Below are 17,380 nucleotides of genomic sequence, written 5' to 3'. Positions count from 1 at the left end.
TAGCTTTAGTTAGCCCATTCCATCTAGTACAAAATACCCTTGACTGATAAACTTGATAATAGTCTCCAAATAAAGCTCATGCTATGGTTAAATTATTCTCGTCATTTACGAGTCCAAAAGATTTTAAATCTTTTTCTTCAAAATCTTTTCCCGTTCTTTCTTTGTACTCGATTCTAAGTTCCTTAAAGCTTACATCTTCTAGTTTTTTCTTTGACTCAAGTGAATCGTAACTTATATGTTCTCCCTTTAAAGACAAATTAAAAAGATCAATTCAACTTGCAGGGACACTTTGATTTCCTACTCTTTTATAAGCAGTTCTGCTTCCTCCATCAACTACAAAATATTGTGTATTCTTCCCAGTAAATACACTTAAAATCAATATAACTTTTCCATCAAGTTCCTTTATTTCCATATCAAATTCCGGATTCGGATTCATTTTAGTTTTTATGATTTCAGAAATATTTTCGGAAACATCTTGATAGTCACTGAGTCCAAGAATTGTATTATCTTCTTTAACTCCAAATATTAGCTTCCCACCTCTACCATTAGCAAAGGCTGACACAGATTTTAACCAAGACTTTGGCTTATTTATTTCTAATTTTTCTTTTTTATCATATAGATTTGTTTCTCCAAGATAGTATTTTAAGTTCAAAGTATCCCTCCTCTCTGGCAAATATTATAATTAATTATATCATATTTTATCTTTTTATTGATAAAAATATGGATTTGTGATAATTTCCCAACAAAAAAACTCCCAGGCCGGGAGTTTTTCTTAATTCTTAATTATTGTGCGAAATCTGCTTCAAATTGTGGTGCGAAAGCTTTCATTTCTGCTTCTACATCACTATCTGGGTTTGATAAGATTTCTTCAAGTTTGCTTGCAATGTCGTTGTAAGCTTGTTGGCTTCCTGGAACAAGTGGTCTTGAGAATAGTTTTTCACTTGCTGTTCCAAGGATTTTTGGAATTTCAGAATCAGCGTTTTTATAGCTTTCATCTTCTACAGCTGACTTTCTAGCTGGCATATAGCCTGTTGCTAGACCAAATTTGATTTGAGCTTCCTTGCTTGATACGTATTTTAGGAATCTAAAGGCTGCATCTTTTGCTTCATCAGAAGCACCGTCAAACATATAGATGTTTGTACCTTGTTGAACTGCCTTGTCTGCTGGATATGCTTGGGCTGCGTATTTGAATTTGCCTTCAACGCCTTCTTTAACATATACTTCACCAGCGTTTGATCCAAGGTAGCCTGCTAATTGTTCGTTAGCGAATGGGCCTGATAGGTATTGGTCAGTTCCTGCAATTCTAAAATAACCTTCTTTGATACCGTCTAGGTAATATTTAATAGCTTCGATTGATTCTGGGCAAGTTACGTCAAGGTCTGGACCAAATTCTATGCCCTTGTTTTTAAGGTAAGTTACATAGAAGTTTGAAAGTGAGTCCCAACCAAAAGCAGGAATGTCTTTTTCTGCCTTGATTTTTTTAGCAACTTCTTTTAGCTCTTCAAAGCTTGTTGGGTTTTTAAGACCTAGTTCATCAAATAGGTCTTGGTTGTACCATAGAACTTCTGTTGATTTGTTAAATGGAATACCGATGATTTTGCCATCTTGTTCGATTTCATCCCTTACACCTGGGAAGATGTCTTCGTAATCTGCAATTCCATCTTCGCCCTTAACTCTATCTGTAAGGTCTGCTACCATACCAGCTTCAGAAAATTGAAGCATCCAGTCTGGATAAGCTTGAGTAATAGTTGGTAGGTCTTTTGGAGATTGCATAGTTGCAACTAGGATTTGGTTAAGATCGCCATAACCACCTTGGTGTTGTAGGGTGATTTTAACATCTGGGTTTTCTTTTTCGAAATCTGCTACAAGGCCTTCAAGAGCTTCGCCTTGGCCACCGCCCATTGCGTGCCAGAAAACTACCTCTGTTTGACCTTCTTTGGCAGGTTCTTTTGTTTCTTCTGCTTTTTCCTCTACCTTAGCTTCTTCTTTTGGAGCTTCTTCTTTCTTGTCGGCATTGTTGCCACAAGCTGAAAACATTCCTATAGATAGGACTAAGGCTGCAAGTAATGTTAATTTTTTCTTCATTTCTTCCCCTTTAAATATTTTTTCCTAAGTTCCCATAAAAGCAAACTTATTATTCTTACATTAAATATATACCCTTAAAATATAATTTAATCAATTTTTATCCCTTAATTCCTCCAAAAGATACTCCCCTTAGGATTTGCTTCCTAAAGATAAAGTAAAGTATTAGAATTGGAAGGATTGTAATGGTTGAAGCTGCCATTTGCAGATGGATTAATTGACCTGCTTCTGTGGCAAAGGCTGAAAGACCATTTGAAATAAGTCTCATGTTCTTTGTATTTGTAACAAGGATTGGCCACAAGAATGAGTTCCAACCAGTAATAAAGTTTAATAATCCAATGGTGAAAAGATTTTGCTTACACATTGGAATCATAACTTTTCTTATAAATTCAAAGTCGCTTGCTCCGTCAACCTTGGCCACATTATAAAATTCCATTGGAACAGATTTTAAAAATTCTTTTAGATAGAAAATATAAAATACTGACGCCATAAAAGGAATTATAAGGGCAACATAGGTATCAAGAAGGCCAAGTTTGGCTATTGTTGAGTAGTTTGTAAAGATAATTATCTCAAATGGCACCATCAAGAGGGCTAGCATAAAGTTTTGGAGCATATTTTTGCCCTTAAAGTTCATAAAGTTTAGGGCAAAGGCTGCTAAAACTGTTGTAGCTAGGGTACCGAGGGTATTTATCAAGGAAACAAATACTGTATTTACGAAATACCTTGCAAAGGGAGCGGCCTTCATGGCTTCCCTAAAGTTTTCAAATTGAGGTGCTGCCGGCAAAAGTTTTGGTGGAATAGCTGTTACTTCTCCAAAGCTCATAAGAGCTGATGAGATCATATAGAGGAATGGAAAAAGAGTCACAGCTGCCATTATAATTATAAATATGAAGGCTAGGCCTTTTAAAATCTTTTTCATCTCCTACCTCGCTAACTTCCTTATGATTGCTCTTTGGACAAAGGTTAGAACCAAGAGGAACAAAAACAAAATCACAGCAGCCGCCATGGCGTGGCCGTAGCGGTATTCTACGTAGAATTTTTTGTAGATATAAAATACTGCGGTAATTAGCCTATTTCCAACACCCGCCTTACCATTAAAGAGGGCGAAAATTTGGTTATAAACCTTAAAGCTTGAAATAAAGCTTGTCAAAAACAAAAAGGTAATTATATTTGTAAGCTGTGGGAGAGTGATTTTCTTAAATTGCTCCCAACTTGTCGCCCCAAAAGTGTCAGCTATCTTGTAATAATCCTTGTCAATACCTCGTAGACCTGAAAGGATTACGATGATATTAAAGGCAAGGCCGTTCCAAACACCAAAGATAATGGCTGCTAGCATATTGTAGTCAGGATTGTTTAAAAATTCTATAGGTCCGACTCCAATAAAGGAAAGCATGTGGTTGATAAAACCATATTGGCCGTTAAATAAATACCTAAATACAATACCTACAGCGATAACACTGGTTAGGTAAGGTATAAAAAAGATTGTCTCAAAAAACTTGTTTCCTATAATCTTCTGATTTAAAATCAAGGCTATAAACATTGAAATTATCAAAGATAAAGGCACAACTGTTATTGAATATATTAAGGTGTTTTTCATGGCCATCCTAAATAATTTGTCATTTAAAACTGCCGGAAAGTTTGATAAACCAACAAATTGTGGGTTTAGGATATTATTGCTGTGGACAGCCATATAAAAGGTCCTAATTAAAGGATAAACGTTAAAGATTAGTATAAAAAACAGGGCTGGTAAAAGGAAGAGCCAGGCCTTGTTGGTGGTCTCTGCCCTGTAGGTCATTTTCTTTTTCATTAGTAGACCCTTTCCCCATCTTCTGTAAAGAGGTAGATTGACTTGTGGTCGATTGAGATCTTAATCCTATCGCCCGGATTGATATCAAGGGCAGAATCAACTACCATCCTTGAAGCTTGTCCGTTTAGAGTAAAGTGTAGGATCATATACCTACCAATCATCTCACGAGATTCTACATTGATTTCTAAATTGCCATTGGTGTCGAGTTTGAAATGCTCAGGCCTAATACCAACCTGATAGGTATTTCCGCTTAGGTCAGATTTTTTTCTACCTTCTACTAATTTTTCTTTTTCAATTATTAAATCGCCATTTACAAAACCATCCCCCTTATTTTCAACATCGTAGATATTGATAATAGGGTTGCCGATAAATTTTGCCACAAAAAGATTTGCTGGTTCAAGATAAAGATTTTGTGGAATATCGTATTGCTGGATGACTCCCTTATCCATTAGGGCGATATAATCGCTAATTGATAGGGCTTCTTCCTGGTCGTGGGTTACGAAAATTGTTGTAACTCCAACGGTCTTTACTATATTTCTAATCTCTTCTCTGATAGAAAGCCTTAATCTTGCATCAAGGTTTGAAAGAGGTTCGTCAAGTAAAAGAGTTTTTGGATTTTTAACTAAAGCTCTTGCTATAGCCACTCTTTGCTGTTGGCCACCTGATATTTCCTTTGGTTTTTTGTTTTGAATATCAGTAATATAAGTTAATTCCATGTATTTTTGGGCAATCTTGATAGCTTCTTCTTTTTTTATCTTATTTTCACCTACAACTAGGGGAAAGATGATGTTTTCAAGAACAGTCATGTGTGGATAAAGGGCGTAGTTTTGGAAAACCATGCCTATATCACGGTCCTTTGGGTGTTTGTTGACGATTGATTCACCATCAAATTCTATATCTCCAGCTGTTGGATCCAAAATACCAGCTATGATATTTAGGATTGTGGACTTACCACAACCACTTGGACCTAGAAGTGTGACCAAGGCCCCATCTTCTATGTCAAGGTTGACAGATTTTAGAGCTTCATAACCGTTGTCATAAATTTTCTTTAAGTTTTTGATTTTAATCATATATTCCTCTTTTTCATATTAATGGAAATCTCAATAGTAGGTACAACATTACAACCATCAGGGCTATACCAATAACAGTAAAAGCATCTATTTGCTTTTGTAGGGCCAAAATCACAAGCGATATGGATAATAAAAATAACAATAAATATAATTGCATAAACAAATCGCTGTTTGGATTTATTATAGATATAACCAAGGAGATGGCCGCAACAATGCCTGTGACTGCACTTACATAGGCGGAAAGCTTTCTTGCTTCCAGAAGAAAGTCAATTAGGCTAATTACAGCAACTACCGCAAAGATTGGCATAAACATATTTTTTATTATATCAATCATTTAAACCTCTCTACTTGTATTATAACATATCTTTATAAAATATGGCATAAAAGTAGGGTTGTTAATAAACAACCCTTTTCTTTAATTTTTGATTAAAAGATCTGATCTGATATAACCAGTCTTGCCATTTACTGTAACCCTAGTCCAGCCTTCAGTTTCTCCTAGGTTTAGGATTTCATCATCTGGGCCAACTTCGGCAACAATAGCAGAGTTTTCTGATGGGGCAAGGCGCATATTTACAGTGTCTTCTACTCTAAATTCAACTCCATCGGCTATTTCTTCCTTGACTTGGTCACTTATTTCTTTTTCTCCTACTTTTCTTTGGTCAGAATTTTCTTCTTCTTTTTTGTTTTCATCAGTACTTTCACTTGGCTTAACTTCGTCTGCTACTTCAGTTCCAGAATTTTCTGGATGTCTTACTGAGGTATATGGATCATCCTTGCAGCCTGTTAAGCTTAATATAAGTCCTAAAGCTAAAATTGCGCTAATTTTTTTCATTATTTACCTCCAAAAAGGTCATCGAGTTCACTATCATCGTAAACATAGTCTGAAATTATAACTCCCTTAATATCAGCACCGGCCTTTTCAAGTTGGCTGGTTGATTCTTCAAGGAGGTAGGAATTTAAATTTTCTTCTGTACTAAATATTATCGCCTTATCTGCCAAGCCACAGAATACATTGGCCTCAGCTATGCCGATATTTTCCTTAGTATTGATAAAGACATAGTCGTACCTATCCTTACAATCTGCAAAGAAATTTGTAATTGTTGATGGCTCAAGATACATATCTTCATACTCAGAAACCCTACCTGTCATAAGGAGGTGAAGGTTGTCGCTTTCTCTAACAAGAACATCGTCTGCTCTAAAATCGCCTAAAAGGCAATCTACAAAACCTCTTTTGTTGTAAAAACCCTTCATTTCTTCAAGTTCATCTGCCCTTAAGTTAGCATCTATCACAAGGACTCTTTCGTCTTCTTCGGCCAAATGACCTGCCATAGTGTAGATTGAATCCATTTTCATGGTCCTATCATCTGTGGCTGTAAAGGCGATTACAACGTCGTCTACGCCTAGGTTCCTTGTTAGCTTATCTTCTAGATTATAAAAGGCTTGGAGGAGGATTTCTCTTTTTTCGTCAACTTTTTTTCTTCTAAACATCTAGGGCTCCTCTCTGGTATTTTGGAAGTTTGCCTAGAATCTCAAGCTTGTTGCCACCTTTTTCTTCCTCAATAACTTCATCTAGCTTGTCTACTTCTTCTGCCTTAGCCTCGTCGATTTGTCTTGCCTTGTCTATGTCGGCCTTGTCGATTTTTCTTGTAGCGGCAAAATCTTCGCCAGCTTCTTCACTTACTTGTTCAAGAGGTCTAGTTTCTTCCTTGACTTCTATCTCATCTTCAAGGTCTTTAAGGACTTCTGGACTTTCTTCTTCGATTTTTTCATCAAAATCATCATCTCCTTCAAAGTCCACGTCCTCTTCTAGAATTTCCTCTTCTTCAATTTCTTCTTTGTTTTTTTTGACCTGGTTTTTTGCCTTTTTTTCTTCTTTTTTGTAGTCTTTTGCCTTATTTTTCTTAAGCTTGTGGTTATGGCGACTAACACTAACTAGAGAAATAATTAGGTAAATTAAAAATCCTGCAAGTCCTGCATAAGTTGCATACTTAATTGTATTATCGACAACATTGGCGTTTTGATAGGCATATTCCATAACATTTGCCCCTGTGTTGTAGATATTATTTATAACTGTCACAGATAGGTCTGCATACTCATCTGCCAAGTCTTCTGCCCTTGATTTATTGGTATCAGTTACTGATATTTCAATAATTGGTGAAGATGCAATTGGTGTTAGGCTTAACTTAGAATCAAGTTTAGATTCAGGCCAATCTATCTTTAAATTCTCCAAGGTTCTTGCCTTAATTGCCTTAGAATTTAAGGTTCCTGCAAAAGTTGCCGCAGGGTTTTCTTCATTTAAATTTTCTACTGATGTTGTTACAAGTTTAGCAGACGCCCTATATTCCTTATAACCTGCAAAATTTAGGCCAAAATACACAACCATGGCCACAATAATGCCGGCTATAATAGATGATAAAAAGGCTGTAAACTTCGATTTTCTATTTTCCATTATATCCTCCAAAATCTTTTGCACCCTCAAGCATGATTTCTCTTGCCCTATCTTTTTTTATCTCTCTAAGCATTTCCGGGTGCGCATACAGAAAATACCCTATATATAGTTTGTACAATCTTGGGAAAAGTGCCCTAGCTAGGGCTCCCTTGTCGTAGAAATACTTTTCATTATATCCTTCAAACCAGGTTGAATCATCGTTATAAACCTTGGCAATTAGGCTTTTGTTAGTCCTTACCTTTATCCCTTTTCTAATGGCAGATAGGATGAAAATAGAATCTTCACCAGACCCTAATTCTGTTCCTGCTCCAAACATTAATGGTAGGTAGAGGTTGGCCCTGGCAAGGGCTTCTCTTCTAAAAACAAAGTGTACAGATCCATATCTCAAGCAATTATAGAAGCTTAGATTTTTTTCTTCCTGGACTTTTACTATTTCCTTGCCATCCTGGTAAACTATAGTCTTAAAGACGAAAAAATCAACATCTGGATATTCTATAAATCCATCTTTAACCCTTTCTAAATATCCGGCTTCAAAAACCTCATCGTCATCAGCAAAAATTACTATATCTGCTGTCGAATTTAAGAGGGCGAGGTTTCTTGAACGGGCAAGGCCTTTTGTGTCTGTTGTTATCATCCTGATTTTTTTGCCCTCATCATAGACTTCTTGGTAGGCATTTTTACCCGCCTGATTTATGATAAGAGCGTCACATTCCAGGTTAAATTTCTTATAAAAATTTATATCCTCCACATTCATAGCGGAGATTAAAACTTCAACTCTCATAGCTTTCTTGTTGTCTCTGCCTTCTCCCAAGTGGCCTTCGAACCTCCCCTAAGCTCTTTGTAACCGCCTAGGATTTGGGCTAGCATCATAGCACAATAATACCTTGGGAAGTAGAAAATCTTGCTTTTTGACTTTGATAATTGGCCGATTACAGCGAGGGTATAAAAAGCTACTTGACCTAGGAAAAATAGCTTATAAAAGATTCCTTCATTTAAAACTGCCAGGTTGGCTATAAATAACACTATATGGAAAAATGCCTGCATGTACCTTAGAGTCTTGTGGCCAAAATGGAAAAATGAAAACCAACCATAGTCAAAAATATTTAGCCTTCTAAGATTTGTAAAGATATTAGTAAGAATTCTTCTTTGCATCCTCACCTTTCTCTTAAACTCGTCAGCTGTGGTTTGTCCTGCTTTTTCAACTGCAATTGCTTTTGGATTGTAAAGGGCCCTTTTGTGGTTAAGGCCGGCGTATAAAGGTAATTCATAGTCGTGGCTATTTACCAGGTCTATGTGCCTATAATCGGCCTTTCTAACGGCATAAATTGCTCCATTGCCATTTACAATAGTCTTTATATTTGACTCGATTTTTCTTAATTTAAGTTCGAAATTCCAGTAAGTATTTTCTGCCACAGCAGATGATACATCAACATCTTCCATATAGATTAGGGACCCGCAAACATATTCAATGTCATCAGCAGTAAAATATGAAACGAGTTCGTCAATGGCATCTCGTTTAAACATAGAATTAGCATCTGAAAATACAATAATTTCGCCCTTAGCAGCTTCAACCGCCTCATTTTGGGCGTTGGTCTTGCCAAGGTGGTTAACTACTGTATTTACCTTGATGTCGTAATCTGGATGGTCTTTTATAAATTTTTCACAAATCTCAACTGTCCTGTCATTAGAAGCGTCATTTGCAATAATGACCTCATAGGAAGGATAGTCAGTTTGTATGATGTTTTCTAGCTTTTTTTCAATTACATCTTCTTCATTGTAGGCAGAAATTATCACAGAAACGAAAGGCTTATATGTATAATCCTGGTCGTTTTCCCTTTTGATAAACTTTTCTAAAATGAGAAGCACTATTGGATAGCCTATCATTGCGTAAAATAAGGCAAATCCTGATAAGTAAAATAAAAATTTCATCTCTTCTCTCCTATCTTATTATTATATTATAAAATGCATTGACTTTTCAAGAAAAAGACCAGAAATATTGTTATTTTTGCAAAAAAAAATATAATAAGGCTAAATATTTGGATTTTATCCAGAAAATCAGGAAAAAGAGGAAAGTATGACCATAGAATTAGACATCTTACAAAGCCTGGGACTCGCCATTTTTGCCCTTATCCTAGGCAATTTCTTAAAAGATAGATTTAGTTTTTTAAGAACTTTTTTTATACCTAGCCCTGTTATTGGTGGCCTAATAATTTCAATTTTGGTTTTGATTTTAGAAAAAAGCGGAATTGCAAAGCTTGAATTTGACAAAATCCTCCAAGATTTCTTCATGAATATATTTTTCACAGCCATAGGTCTTTCAGCATCCTTTGCCATGCTCAAAAAATCAGGATCTCTTGGAATAAAACTTGCAATAGCAATTATAATCCTTCTACCCCTCCAGAACATAATTGGGGTTAGCCTTGCCAAAGTCCTTGGCATCAACCCCCTTCACGGCATTGCCATGGGATCAACTTCAATGACTGGTGGGATTGGTTCTGCCATAAGTTTTGGTAAAATCATGGAAGAAATGGGAGCCGAATCAAATATTACAATAGGAGTCGCCGCCGCAACCTTTGGCCTTTTGGCAGGATCTCTTGTGGGTGGTCCTACAGCCAGACGTTTGATCAGCAAAAATAAACTTGTAACTAAGGGATCTCTTTCAAAGGAAAATAAGTTTGATATAAAAAGTTTAACCAACCAGAAAACCCTGACTAAGGCCATTATCATTATCGGTCTAGCTGCCTTTCTCGGTACTTTTATCAACAAAATCCTGGCTAAAACCGGCGTAAATTTCCCTTACTATGTGGGCTGCCAATTTGGAGGCCTCATTGTGAGAAATATCTACGATTCCCTCAAAAAACCACTCGATATGGATAATATCGACCTAGTGGGAAATATTTCCCTAAGCCTATTTTTATCCCTAGCCCTTATTAATTTAAATATTTCGGCAATTTTAGGTCTTGCTGGACCTATGCTTATCATTTTAATTGCCCAGGCAATTTTTATAGCTCTTTATACCAGCCTTGTGACCTTTAATATCTTAGGTCGTGACTACGATGCTGCTGTTATGGTGGCAGGCCACTGCGGGGTTGGCCTTGGTCAAACTCCAAATGCCATGGCAAATATGGAGGCTATTATCGAGGAAAAAGGCCCAGCAGACCTGGCGATGTTTATCTTCCCAATAGTTCTCGCCATCGCAGTTAATTTTACAAATCCAATAGTAATAACATTTTTTATAAATCATTTTGCCTAAAGAAAAGACTGAAATTTCAAATTTCAGTCTTCTTTATTTGCAGGATTTTCTATAATATTTTCTGCTTCATTATATTTTTCATCTTCGGTTAATTCTTGATCTTCATTTAAGTAAAATTTAATCATTTCCTTAAGATTATCATTTAAATCTTCTTTTCCTAGGTCAAAGTCTGATTTAAAACTTAAATCTATGGTCATTGCCCTTAGCATATTTACCTGGCTAATGCCATGCTCAAGACCTCTTTTTTCAGTGAGCTTAGCATCTCTTTCGTAGGCTGGAAGGAGGTCTTCAAAAGTCTTATCAACCAAGGTCTTCTCGTCAGTTTCTCCCATAACTTCAATAATTAGCTTGAATAACTCTCTGTAGGAAATCTTTGAAGTTGAAACTGCGTAGGTCTTCTTATCACCTTCTAGCTCAAGGGCGTAAATCGCTGCCTTAGCTAGGGACTCAGCTGATATTAAAGGAATTACTCCAGCTGTGACCGGTATTTTATCATTAACGCTAGCAAGGTTAATTAAGGCTCCGAGTATTGATTTATCAGTCTTTCCTATTACAAGGCCTGGCCTTAGGACAGATACATTCATAAAAGGTTCGCCCTCAAAATTTGCGATCATTTCTTGCATGAGCCTAGTTTGGATATAAGGCTCTTTGTGGTAGGAATTTTTCCTTAGGACTTCATTTTTTTCACCTATCTCTGTCCTATAATCTCCCAATATAAGGAAGTTTTTGATACCAGCCTTTTTGGCAAGTCTTGCAACTCTGCCAGTTGGGAGAACATTTTTTTCATAGAAAAATTTTCCAGCAGGTTTTCTTGGCACAGTCAAATCAGAAACCCCACCTGCATAGATAAAGCTATCGCAATCTTCCATCAGGCTAATGGCCTCACCATCAGAAAGGGCAAAAAAATCTGCTAATATAAATTCAAGATTCTTTGTATTTTCAAATTCTCTTGGCTTGATGAGATCTACTGCCTTAACCGCATAGCCAAGGCCCAGGGCATGGCTAATTGTGGTTTTCCCAAAAAGATTTGCCCCACCTAGGATAAATATTTTTCTGACATTTTTCATAGATTAAAACCTTATATCGAAGTATTTTTCAACAGCTGAGTGTTGGGTGCCGTATTTTATCTCTTCCTTTGCTTCCTCACCCTTGATAATTTCCACAAGTCTAAGGGCTAGATAGTTTGTCACAGCAGCTCCCCTGCCTGTGGTGATGTTCCCATCTGTCACAACTATTTCATCGTCAATGTACTGGCCAATGTTTTTAAGTTCTGCTTTTATAGTTGGGAAGGAAGTCGCTTTTTTATTTGCTAAAACTCCTGCCCTATCAAGGACAATTGGGCCTGCACAAATAGCTGCTATTAATTTATTTGCCTTATCAAAATCTTTTACAATTTCAATAACTTTTTCATTATCTCTAAGACTTTCCGCACCAGCAGTACCGCCTGGTATGTAGACTCCGTCATAGTCCGCTGGATTTATCTCTTCTAGGAGAAAGTCAGCTTGGTAGTTAACTCCATGACTGGTTCTTAGTTTTTTTGAGCCAGTGGTTGAAACCATGTCAATTTCAATTCCTGCCCTTCTAAGATAGTCCACAACTGTAAGTAGTTCTATTGTTTCATTGCCGTCTGCAAGTAATTCTAATATCTTCATAAAATCCTTCTTTCATAAGACTCTTTTCTATTATTATATACATTTTCTAGCAAAAAAGCTATGGTCCAGGGGACCACAGCTTAGATTTTTCTTTATATTACCTATTTAATAGAATTTATCCTTGATTTCTTTAACTATGTTTTCTACATTAAAACCAAGTTTTTTAGCAACATCCCCACCTGGACCTGATATACCAAATCTATCTATTGAGATGCTTAGGCCGTCAAGACCTGTGAAAGCTCCCCAACCAAAGGAAGTTCCCATTTCTATAGAAACCCTATTTCTAATTGCAGATGGCAATATTTTCTCTCTGTAATCTGCATCTTGTTCTTTGAATAATTCCATAGATGGCATTGATACTACTCTTACAGCCTTGCCTTCTTTTTCTAAAACTTCTGCAGCTTCAAGACCAAGGGCTACTTCTGATCCTGTTGCAATTAGGATTAGTTCTGGATTTTCACTATCTTTTATGATATAGGCACCCTTGTCAATTGACTCAAGCCCTTCTGTTTCCTTAAGATTTGGCACATTTTGACGTGTAAGGGCAATGACTACTGGCCTATCCTTGCTTTCAAGAGCGACCTTCCAAGCAAGTCTGGTTTCGTTTGCGTCTGCCGGTCTAATAACCACAGTATTTGGTATAGCCCTAAGCATTGCAAGTTGCTCGATTGGTTCGTGGGTTGGGCCGTCTTCACCAACTGCCACAGAATCGTGGGTCATCACATAAGAAAGTGGCAAGTGTGAAAGAGCTGAAAGCCTAACTGCAGCCTTGAGATAATCAGCAAATACAAAGAATGTTGACACATGGTGGAAGGTTCCGCCGTGGGCCATAATTCCGTTACCAATAGCTGCCATAGCAAATTCACGAACACCATACCAAATATTTCTGCCTTCTGGAGATTCGTCTCTAAAGGCCTTGGAATCTTTGATATTTGTCTTATTTGATGAGAAAAGATCAGCCGATCCTCCCCAAATATTTCTAGAAACTTTGGCTAAATCTTGTAAGATTTCACCACCTGAAGCACGAGTCGCAAGAGCCTTATCTTCGTGGGAATATTTTCTAACTTGGTCAAGGAAATTTTCTGGTAATTCTCTGTTGATTCCAGCCATTAATTCCTTATAGTCTTCTGGATATTTTTCACCATATTCTTTCATAAGGCCATCCCAAGCGTCGTTGGCTTCTTTGCCACGTTTTCCAATGCCATTTTCGAAAGTTTGGTAAATGTCATCTGAGATTACAAAATCTTCAGCATTCCAGTCATAGGCTTTTTTAACTGTTTCAAAGTCTTCAGCTCCTATTGGTGCACCGTGAACCTTGTTAGTTCCTTGGTTTACAGAGCCAAAACCAATCACAGTTTTAACTTCTATTAAGGTTGGCTTGTCATTTTCTTTGGCCTTTTCGATTGCAGAAAGGATTGCTTCTAAGTCTTCCCCATCTTCGACCCTGTCATAGGCCCAATTTTGGGCAAGGACCCTGTCTTTTACAGATTCAGAAAAAGATGTATCAAGATCGCCGTCAAGGCAAATGTCGTTTGAATCATGAAGGATAATTAGCTTGTCAAGTGTCAAATGACCTGCAAGGCTCATTGCCTCATAGGAAACGCCCTCCATAAGGTCGCCATCACCGCAAAGAACGTAGGTGTAGTGGTCGATTGGTTTTAAATCTTCCTTATTATAAAGAGCAGCCAAATGCTTTTCAGCTGCAGCAAGACCTACAGCCTGGGCTATACCTTGGCCAAGTGGGCCTGTTGTAACCTCAACACCAGGAGTCATCCCAACTTCTGGGTGACCTGGAGTAATAGATCCGATTTGCCTAAAGTTTTTTAAATCATCCATAGAAATGTCATAACCAGACAAATGAAGAAGTGAATAAAGCATAGCAGATCCATGACCAGCAGATAAAACAAACCTATCCCTGTCAAAAAAGCAAGGATTTTTAGGATTTGCCTTTAAAACCTTGTTAAATAAGGCATAAGCCATAGGACTAGCCCCCATAGGAAGGCCAGGGTGGCCAGAATTAGCCTTTTCTATTTGAGCAACGGAAAGGGTTCTAACGGCATTAACCGCCTTAAAATCATCTTTGTTAAACATTAAATCTCCTTTGATAACAAATTTTTTCCAAGAAAACGTTAGTAAATTTCAAGCCTATTATACTCTTATAAGACACTTATTCCAAACGTAAAAGTTAGCAAAAAATTAACAAAAATAAAAAAATATATTCTGCTATTAATCTGGAATCTATAAGATTTGTTTGTATTGTAGGAGAAAAAAATCCCTTAGAATATTCTGGTCCCTAATTCATAAGAACCCTCGTCATTCCTCTCCAACTGCCGAGGGTCATGCTCGCTCCTTCTATCGGGATGACATCTAGTAAATTAAAATATTTTATTATAGCCAATTGCTTATATAGCAATGTTTAACAAATCCAAACGAACCTGATAAATATAATATTTACATAAGTGAAAATCTTGAGACCAAAAATTTTGTAAATGAAGAAGGCGTAAAGAAAATCTCACTGACAGCTACCTAAAAATTAAAATGTAATAAATACTGTTACCTAGAATTAAAAGCACAACACAAGTCTGACTAGATTGAGATTTTTAGCCGACTGAATGTCAAAAAAGTTAGAAAATAGTTCAGCATAAACAGCGGAACTGCTATATCAATAGTTTGCCAAAGGCAAACACCTTATCCCCCGAGAGGGGTCGCCCGGAGGGTGTAACGGAAGGGGTTTTAAAGGGGACCCGATGAGGGAACGTGCGAAACGTTCCCTTGGGGTCCCCTTTATTCCGAAGATTCAACTGTAACAAATATTTAATCATCTATTTACTTACAAAATAAAGTAAATTATCTTGGATAATAAAACAAAAAACTCTCCCCCAAACCTACTTGGCGGTAGATTGAGAGAGAGTTTTTCTACTTTGTATTACAAAGTAGTCTTGTTAATTAACCTTTTTTATAACAGAAGATTTCAAATATAATGACCCAAAGCCTTCCACCTTGGCGTCTATATCGTGGCCATTTACTGGATTTTCCAAAATTTTTATGTTAGTCACCTTGGCACCTTGCTTTATTGTTTCAGATCCTAATTTCAAATCCTTTACAACACTTGCATTGTCGCCATCTTCTAGAATGTTGCCTACAGCATCTCTGGTAACTTTAGCCTTTTCTACGGCCTCTTCTTCCTTGTCGGACCATTCGTGGAAGCAAATCGGACAGACATAGATATGTCCGTCTTTATAGGTATAATTTTCACCACAAGATGGGCATTTAGGTAAATCTGTCATTTTTTCCTCCTACTTTCTTAATTCTTTTACTAAGTTTGAAACAAATTTGAAATTTGGGTCCTTGCTATCAACGGCCAGGTCAAATAGAACTAGCTCTGTATTTACAAGGACAGCTCCCATATCTCTTAGGGATTTTCTGGCAATTTTCTTAAGCTCATCAGAATAAGACGAAATCGCATCATCAACGTAAAATACATCAAGGCCCATATCTAAAAGGCTTCTAATGGTTTGATAGATACAAATGTGGCCTTCTGCCCCTGTCACAAAGACTTTTTCGATTTTATTTTCCTTGATAAATTCGTAAACTTCTGGAGTTAGGGCGTTGAAACTTGTCTTTGCAAATATCTTATCCCCTTCAATTTCTGCCAAAATTTCCTCATCAGACCTGCCAAGGCCCTTTGGATATTGCTCTGTTGCAAGAACAGCCATACCGTACTTTTTAAAAGCCTTGATAAGGCCGACAGTATTTCTGGTTGTCCTCTCGCCCTTTTCCATGGTTACCATGAGCTTTGGCTGAATATCAACTACCAAAAGTAGTGACCTATCCTTAGCTGTATAGGTTCCGTCTTCGCTAAGTGCATTTGTAAAAAATCTCTTATCTATTCTTCTTTCCATAAATCCCCCTGTCTATAATTTTTATCTTTCATTATTTTATCAATGCTGGTTAAAATCTTAGCCTTGTTTTTAGACCAGATTGGAAAGGCGATTTTATCATTTATCCCATCGCCTGTCAATCTATTTATGACAATCTCTGGTCTTAGTTTCCTAAGAATCTCTACCACTATTTTAACATATTCATCCATATCCATACCATAAGTGAGCTTATTTTCCTGGTAAAACTTTTCTAACTTGGAATTTTCCTCTACATAGAGGTTATGGATTTTAATCCCCCATGGCGCTGCTTCATTTATATAGGAAATAGTCTTAATATAATCATCATAGCCTTCAAAGGGTAGACCCACAATCATGTGGACTAGAACTTTGATTCCCCTAGCCTTTAGTTTCTTAAGGCCAGAGTCAAACGTCACATGGTCGTAACCCCTATTTATCAATGCAAGGGTCCTATCATTTACACTTTGCATACCAAGCTCAACTATGAGAAAATATTTGTTATTGATTTCTTCTAATAAATCAAGGACTTGATCAGACAAACAATCCGCCCTGGTCGCTATGGCAAGGCCTATTATATCATCATCTCTCAAAGCCTCATAATAGAGTTTTCTAAGCCTTGAAAGATCTCCATATGTGTTGGTAAAATTTTGAAAATATCCAAGATAGGCCTCTGGTCTTCCCTCTTTTGAGAGCCTCGCCTTTTGGTGAGAAATTTGTTCTCTAATTGATTTTTTCCCAAAAGTCCATTCACCAGAGCCTGCCTCTGAGCAAAAAATACAGCCTTCTTTAGATATAGTTCCATCCCTATTTGGACAGGTAAAACCGCCATCTAAGGGCAATTTGATGATTTTTTTATTAAATTTTTCCTTCATATAGGAATCAAAATCCCTGTAGCGTTTCTTGTTAATTTCTATCCTCATAGGATAAATATACCCCTTAAAGGTCCAAAAATCCCTAAAATAAAAGACCCTACGGGTGTAGAGCCTTTTACTTTATACATTTTATAAAATATTAATCACAGCAAGATTTCTTATCCTCGCTAGAACAAGCTGAGCATTCTCCACATCCGCATGAGTCACTTTTCTTTACAAATTTAGTATATACTATATAAGTACAAATTGCTAGTATGACTACTAGGAGAATCCATGATTGTAAGTTCATTATTTCC

20 protein-coding genes are annotated in these 17,380 nt (G+C 36.9%); 1 reads left to right on the top strand and 19 read right to left on the bottom strand.

What is annotated here, in order from left to right; translation table 11 throughout:
• Window positions 1-76: 76 nt before the first annotated feature.
• From AC1EJ5_RS05360 to AC1EJ5_RS05305, 12 genes are all read right to left on the bottom strand, one after another.
• A complete protein-coding gene (locus tag AC1EJ5_RS05360) occupies window positions 77-256 on the bottom strand; it encodes a hypothetical protein (RefSeq protein WP_479815027.1) in 180 nt (59 codons plus the stop codon).
• 15 nt (window positions 257-271) lie between these two features.
• Window positions 272-652 carry an AlbA family DNA-binding domain-containing protein gene (locus AC1EJ5_RS05355; RefSeq protein ID WP_479815025.1) on the bottom strand — a complete coding sequence of 127 codons (381 nt, stop codon included), beginning with the start codon at window positions 650-652 and terminating at the stop codon, window positions 272-274.
• Between the two features lie 131 nt (window positions 653-783).
• A complete protein-coding gene (locus AC1EJ5_RS05350; RefSeq protein WP_479815023.1) occupies window positions 784-2,085 on the bottom strand; it encodes an extracellular solute-binding protein in 1,302 nt (433 codons plus the stop codon).
• A 97-nt stretch (window positions 2,086-2,182) separates the two neighbouring features.
• Window positions 2,183-3,001: a carbohydrate ABC transporter permease gene (locus AC1EJ5_RS05345; RefSeq protein WP_308749037.1), complete on the bottom strand. Its 819-nt coding sequence runs from the start codon at window positions 2,999-3,001 to the stop codon at window positions 2,183-2,185.
• Between the two features lie 3 nt (window positions 3,002-3,004).
• Window positions 3,005-3,889, bottom strand: coding sequence for a carbohydrate ABC transporter permease (locus AC1EJ5_RS05340; protein ID WP_479815021.1), 885 nt, complete (start codon window positions 3,887-3,889; stop codon window positions 3,005-3,007).
• Window positions 3,889-4,959 carry an ABC transporter ATP-binding protein gene (locus AC1EJ5_RS05335; protein WP_479815019.1) on the bottom strand — a complete coding sequence of 357 codons (1,071 nt, stop codon included), beginning with the start codon at window positions 4,957-4,959 and terminating at the stop codon, window positions 3,889-3,891. The genes AC1EJ5_RS05340 and AC1EJ5_RS05335 overlap by 1 nt, the downstream gene beginning before the upstream one ends.
• A gap of 13 nt (window positions 4,960-4,972) precedes the next feature.
• Window positions 4,973-5,293 carry a hypothetical protein gene (locus AC1EJ5_RS05330; protein ID WP_223419226.1) on the bottom strand — a complete coding sequence of 107 codons (321 nt, stop codon included), beginning with the start codon at window positions 5,291-5,293 and terminating at the stop codon, window positions 4,973-4,975.
• 81 nt (window positions 5,294-5,374) lie between these two features.
• Window positions 5,375-5,791, bottom strand: coding sequence for an SH3 domain-containing protein (locus AC1EJ5_RS05325; protein WP_308749034.1), 417 nt, complete (start codon window positions 5,789-5,791; stop codon window positions 5,375-5,377).
• The gene (locus tag AC1EJ5_RS05320) at window positions 5,791-6,447 is read right to left on the bottom strand and encodes a tyrosine-protein kinase family protein (protein WP_223419221.1); all 657 of its coding nucleotides are present in this window, start codon (window positions 6,445-6,447) and stop codon (window positions 5,791-5,793) included. Before AC1EJ5_RS05320 ends, AC1EJ5_RS05325 begins: the two co-directional genes overlap by 1 nt.
• Window positions 6,440-7,408 (bottom strand): YveK family protein, encoded by a 969-nt coding sequence (locus tag AC1EJ5_RS05315; RefSeq protein WP_479815017.1) that lies wholly within the window; start codon window positions 7,406-7,408, stop codon window positions 6,440-6,442. Before AC1EJ5_RS05315 ends, AC1EJ5_RS05320 begins: the two co-directional genes overlap by 8 nt.
• Window positions 7,398-8,219 carry a glycosyltransferase family 2 protein gene (locus AC1EJ5_RS05310; protein WP_479815015.1) on the bottom strand — a complete coding sequence of 274 codons (822 nt, stop codon included), beginning with the start codon at window positions 8,217-8,219 and terminating at the stop codon, window positions 7,398-7,400. The genes AC1EJ5_RS05315 and AC1EJ5_RS05310 overlap by 11 nt, the downstream gene beginning before the upstream one ends.
• Window positions 8,186-9,337 carry a glycosyltransferase gene (locus AC1EJ5_RS05305; RefSeq protein ID WP_479815013.1) on the bottom strand — a complete coding sequence of 384 codons (1,152 nt, stop codon included), beginning with the start codon at window positions 9,335-9,337 and terminating at the stop codon, window positions 8,186-8,188. Before AC1EJ5_RS05305 ends, AC1EJ5_RS05310 begins: the two co-directional genes overlap by 34 nt.
• Before the next feature lie 145 nt (window positions 9,338-9,482).
• Between AC1EJ5_RS05305 and gltS the strand changes: the two genes are divergently transcribed.
• Complete coding sequence (gene gltS / locus AC1EJ5_RS05300) at window positions 9,483-10,661, top strand: sodium/glutamate symporter (protein WP_479815011.1); 1,179 nt, start codon at window positions 9,483-9,485, stop codon at window positions 10,659-10,661.
• Between the two features lie 23 nt (window positions 10,662-10,684).
• Here the strand turns inward: gltS and AC1EJ5_RS05295 are convergent, their stop codons facing one another.
• The 7 genes from AC1EJ5_RS05295 to AC1EJ5_RS05265 form a co-directional block, all read right to left on the bottom strand.
• The gene (locus AC1EJ5_RS05295; protein WP_479815009.1) at window positions 10,685-11,728 is read right to left on the bottom strand and encodes an NAD-dependent epimerase/dehydratase family protein; all 1,044 of its coding nucleotides are present in this window, start codon (window positions 11,726-11,728) and stop codon (window positions 10,685-10,687) included.
• A gap of 3 nt (window positions 11,729-11,731) precedes the next feature.
• Window positions 11,732-12,313, bottom strand: coding sequence for a DJ-1 family glyoxalase III (locus AC1EJ5_RS05290; protein ID WP_308748932.1), 582 nt, complete (start codon window positions 12,311-12,313; stop codon window positions 11,732-11,734).
• A gap of 105 nt (window positions 12,314-12,418) precedes the next feature.
• Entirely contained in the window at window positions 12,419-14,404 is a 1,986-nt protein-coding gene (gene tkt / locus AC1EJ5_RS05285; protein WP_479815007.1) for a transketolase, read from the bottom strand.
• Between the two features lie 851 nt (window positions 14,405-15,255).
• Window positions 15,256-15,600, bottom strand: coding sequence for a zinc ribbon domain-containing protein YjdM (locus AC1EJ5_RS05280; RefSeq protein WP_479815005.1), 345 nt, complete (start codon window positions 15,598-15,600; stop codon window positions 15,256-15,258).
• A gap of 9 nt (window positions 15,601-15,609) precedes the next feature.
• Complete coding sequence (locus tag AC1EJ5_RS05275) at window positions 15,610-16,215, bottom strand: isochorismatase family protein (protein ID WP_479815003.1); 606 nt, start codon at window positions 16,213-16,215, stop codon at window positions 15,610-15,612.
• A complete protein-coding gene (gene mnmL, locus AC1EJ5_RS05270; RefSeq protein WP_479815001.1) occupies window positions 16,200-17,132 on the bottom strand; it encodes a tRNA modification radical SAM protein MnmL/YtqA in 933 nt (310 codons plus the stop codon). The genes AC1EJ5_RS05275 and mnmL overlap by 16 nt, the downstream gene beginning before the upstream one ends.
• Before the next feature lie 91 nt (window positions 17,133-17,223).
• Window positions 17,224-17,373, bottom strand: a complete 150-nt coding sequence (locus tag AC1EJ5_RS05265) for a FeoB-associated Cys-rich membrane protein (protein ID WP_479814999.1) — start codon at window positions 17,371-17,373, stop codon at window positions 17,224-17,226.
• Window positions 17,374-17,380 lie beyond the last annotated feature (7 nt).

The sequence above is a fragment of the Anaerococcus sp. C0059F3 genome (genome assembly GCF_056590475.1).
The sequence above is the reverse complement of the archived record's forward strand: the minus strand, read 5'-3'. Positions and strand labels throughout refer to the sequence as shown.